Annotated in this window: 2 rRNA genes; both read right to left on the minus strand. The window is 50.9% G+C overall.

Going from position 1 to position 3,382, the window contains the following annotated elements:
* Positions 1-24: 24 nt before the first annotated feature.
* Positions 25-140 (minus strand): 5S ribosomal RNA (gene rrf, locus CKW29_RS25260).
* Between the two features lie 170 nt (positions 141-310).
* Positions 311-3,204 (minus strand): 23S ribosomal RNA (locus tag CKW29_RS25265).
* Between the last annotated feature and the right edge of the window lie 178 nt (positions 3,205-3,382).

A 3,382-nucleotide genomic window follows, 5' to 3' on the forward strand; every position in this document is an offset into this window, starting at 1 on the left:
GCAGATAGGGGTTTCGGAATTTAATCTTGACGATGACCTACTCTCACATGGGGAAACCCCACACTACCATCGGCGATGCATCGTTTCACTGCTGAGTTCGGGATGGGATCAGGTGGTTCCAATGCTCTATGGTCGTCAAGAAATTCGGGTACTGAGTCGTGGCCAGTTGGCCTCGCTTCAGCAAATTGGGTATGTAATAGTCAGTGCGTTTTGTGAGTCGCAAACTTTCGGTTCGTTTCGTCTTCACACACCGCAATCTGGCGCTCCTCTTTTTTCAAAATCAGGAGTCAGCAAATTGCTTGGGTGTTATATGGTCAAGCCTCACGGGCAATTAGTATTGGTTAGCTCAACGCCTCACAGCGCTTACACACCCAACCTATCAACGTCGTAGTCTTCGACGGCCCTTCAGGGAACTCAAGGTTCCAGTGAGATCTCATCTTGAGGCTAGTTTCCCGCTTAGATGCTTTCAGCGGTTATCTATTCCGAACATAGCTACCCGGCAATGCCACTGGCGTGACAACCGGAACACCAGAGGTTCGTCCACTCCGGTCCTCTCGTACTAGGAGCAGCCCCTCTCAAATCTCAAACGTCCACGGCAGATAGGGACCGAACTGTCTCACGACGTTCTAAACCCAGCTCGCGTACCACTTTAAATGGCGAACAGCCATACCCTTGGGACCGGCTTCAGCCCCAGGATGTGATGAGCCGACATCGAGGTGCCAAACACCGCCGTCGATATGAACTCTTGGGCGGTATCAGCCTGTTATCCCCGGAGTACCTTTTATCCGTTGAGCGATGGCCCTTCCATACAGAACCACCGGATCACTAAGACCTACTTTCGTACCTGCTCGACGTGTCTGTCTCGCAGTCAAGCGCGCTTTTGCCTTTATACTCTACGACCGATTTCCGACCGGTCTGAGCGCACCTTCGTACTCCTCCGTTACTCTTTAGGAGGAGACCGCCCCAGTCAAACTACCCACCATACACTGTCCTCGATCCGGATAACGGACCTGAGTTAGAACCTCAAAGTTGCCAGGGTGGTATTTCAAGGATGGCTCCACGCGAACTGGCGTCCACGCTTCAAAGCCTCCCACCTATCCTACACAAGCAAATTCAAAGTCCAGTGCAAAGCTATAGTAAAGGTTCACGGGGTCTTTCCGTCTAGCCGCGGATACACTGCATCTTCACAGCGATTTCAATTTCACTGAGTCTCGGGTGGAGACAGCGCCGCCATCGTTACGCCATTCGTGCAGGTCGGAACTTACCCGACAAGGAATTTCGCTACCTTAGGACCGTTATAGTTACGGCCGCCGTTTACCGGGGCTTCGATCAAGAGCTTCGCGTTAGCTAACCCCATCAATTAACCTTCCGGCACCGGGCAGGCGTCACACCCTATACGTCCACTTTCGTGTTTGCAGAGTGCTGTGTTTTTAATAAACAGTCGCAGCGGCCTGGTATCTTCGACCGGCGTGGGCTTACGGAGCAAGTCCTTCACCCTCACCGGCGCACCTTCTCCCGAAGTTACGGTGCCATTTTGCCTAGTTCCTTCACCCGAGTTCTCTCAAGCGCCTTGGTATTCTCTACCCAACCACCTGTGTCGGTTTGGGGTACGGTTCCTGGTTACCTGAAGCTTAGAAGCTTTTCTTGGAAGCATGGCATCAACCACTTCGTGTTCTAAAAGAACACTCGTCATCAGCTCTCGGCCTTAAGATCCCGGATTTACCTAAGATCTCAGCCTACCACCTTAAACTTGGACAACCAACGCCAAGCTGGCCTAGCCTTCTCCGTCCCTCCATCGCAATAACCAGAAGTACAGGAATATTAACCTGTTTTCCATCGACTACGCTTTTCAGCCTCGCCTTAGGGACCGACTAACCCTGCGTCGATTAACGTTGCGCAGGAAACCTTGGTCTTTCGGCGTGGGTGTTTTTCACACCCATTGTCGTTACTCATGTCAGCATTCGCACTTCTGATACCTCCAGCAAGCTTCTCAACTCACCTTCACAGGCTTACAGAACGCTCCTCTACCGCATCATCCGAAGATGATACCCGTAGCTTCGGTGTATGGTTTGAGCCCCGTTACATCTTCCGCGCAGGCCGACTCGACTAGTGAGCTATTACGCTTTCTTTAAAGGGTGGCTGCTTCTAAGCCAACCTCCTAGCTGTCTAAGCCTTCCCACATCGTTTCCCACTTAACCATAACTTTGGGACCTTAGCTGACGGTCTGGGTTGTTTCCCTTTTCACGACGGACGTTAGCACCCGCCGTGTGTCTCCCATGCTCGGCACTTGTAGGTATTCGGAGTTTGCATCGGTTTGGTAAGTCGGGATGACCCCCTAGCCGAAACAGTGCTCTACCCCCTACAGTGATACATGAGGCGCTACCTAAATAGCTTTCGAGGAGAACCAGCTATCTCCGAGCTTGATTAGCCTTTCACTCCGATCCACAGGTCATCCGCTAACTTTTCAACGGTAGTCGGTTCGGTCCTCCAGTTAGTGTTACCCAACCTTCAACCTGCCCATGGATAGATCGCCCGGTTTCGGGTCTATTCCCAGCGACTAGACGCCCTATTAAGACTCGCTTTCGCTACGCCTCCCCTATTCGGTTAAGCTCGCCACTGAAAATAAGTCGCTGACCCATTATACAAAAGGTACGCAGTCACCCAACAAAGTGGGCTCCCACTGCTTGTACGCATACGGTTTCAGGATCTATTTCACTCCCCTCTCCGGGGTTCTTTTCGCCTTTCCCTCACGGTACTAGTTCACTATCGGTCAGTCAGTAGTATTTAGCCTTGGAGGATGGTCCCCCCATATTCAGACAAAGTTTCTCGTGCTCCGTCCTACTCGATTTCATGACTAAGAGATTTTCGCGTACAGGGCTATCACCCACTATGGCCGCACTTTCCAGAGCGTTCCGCTAATCTCAAAGCCACTTAAGGGCTAGTCCCCGTTCGCTCGCCACTACTAAGGGAATCTCGGTTGATTTCTTTTCCTCAGGGTACTTAGATGTTTCAGTTCCCCTGGTTCGCCTCTTGCACCTATGTATTCAGTACAAGATAACCATCTTATGATGGCTGGGTTCCCCCATTCAGACATCTCCGGATCAAAGTCTGTTTGCCGACTCCCCGAAGCTTTTCGCAGGCTACCACGTCTTTCATCGCCTCTGACTGCCAAGGCATCCACCGTATGCGCTTCTTCACTTGACCATATAACCCCAAGCAATCTGGTTATACTATGAAGACGACATTCGCCGAAAATTCGCATGCTCTCTTAATTAAGAGCAGCTCACAAATTTTACCTTAGCCTGATCCGTTACCAGTGAAAGTAACGTTCAGTCTATCTTTCTATCACATACCCAAATTTTTAAAGAACGATCTAATCAAA

The sequence above is a fragment of the Pseudomonas sp. Irchel s3a18 genome, assembly GCF_900187535.1.
Taxonomy (GTDB): domain Bacteria; phylum Pseudomonadota; class Gammaproteobacteria; order Pseudomonadales; family Pseudomonadaceae; genus Aquipseudomonas.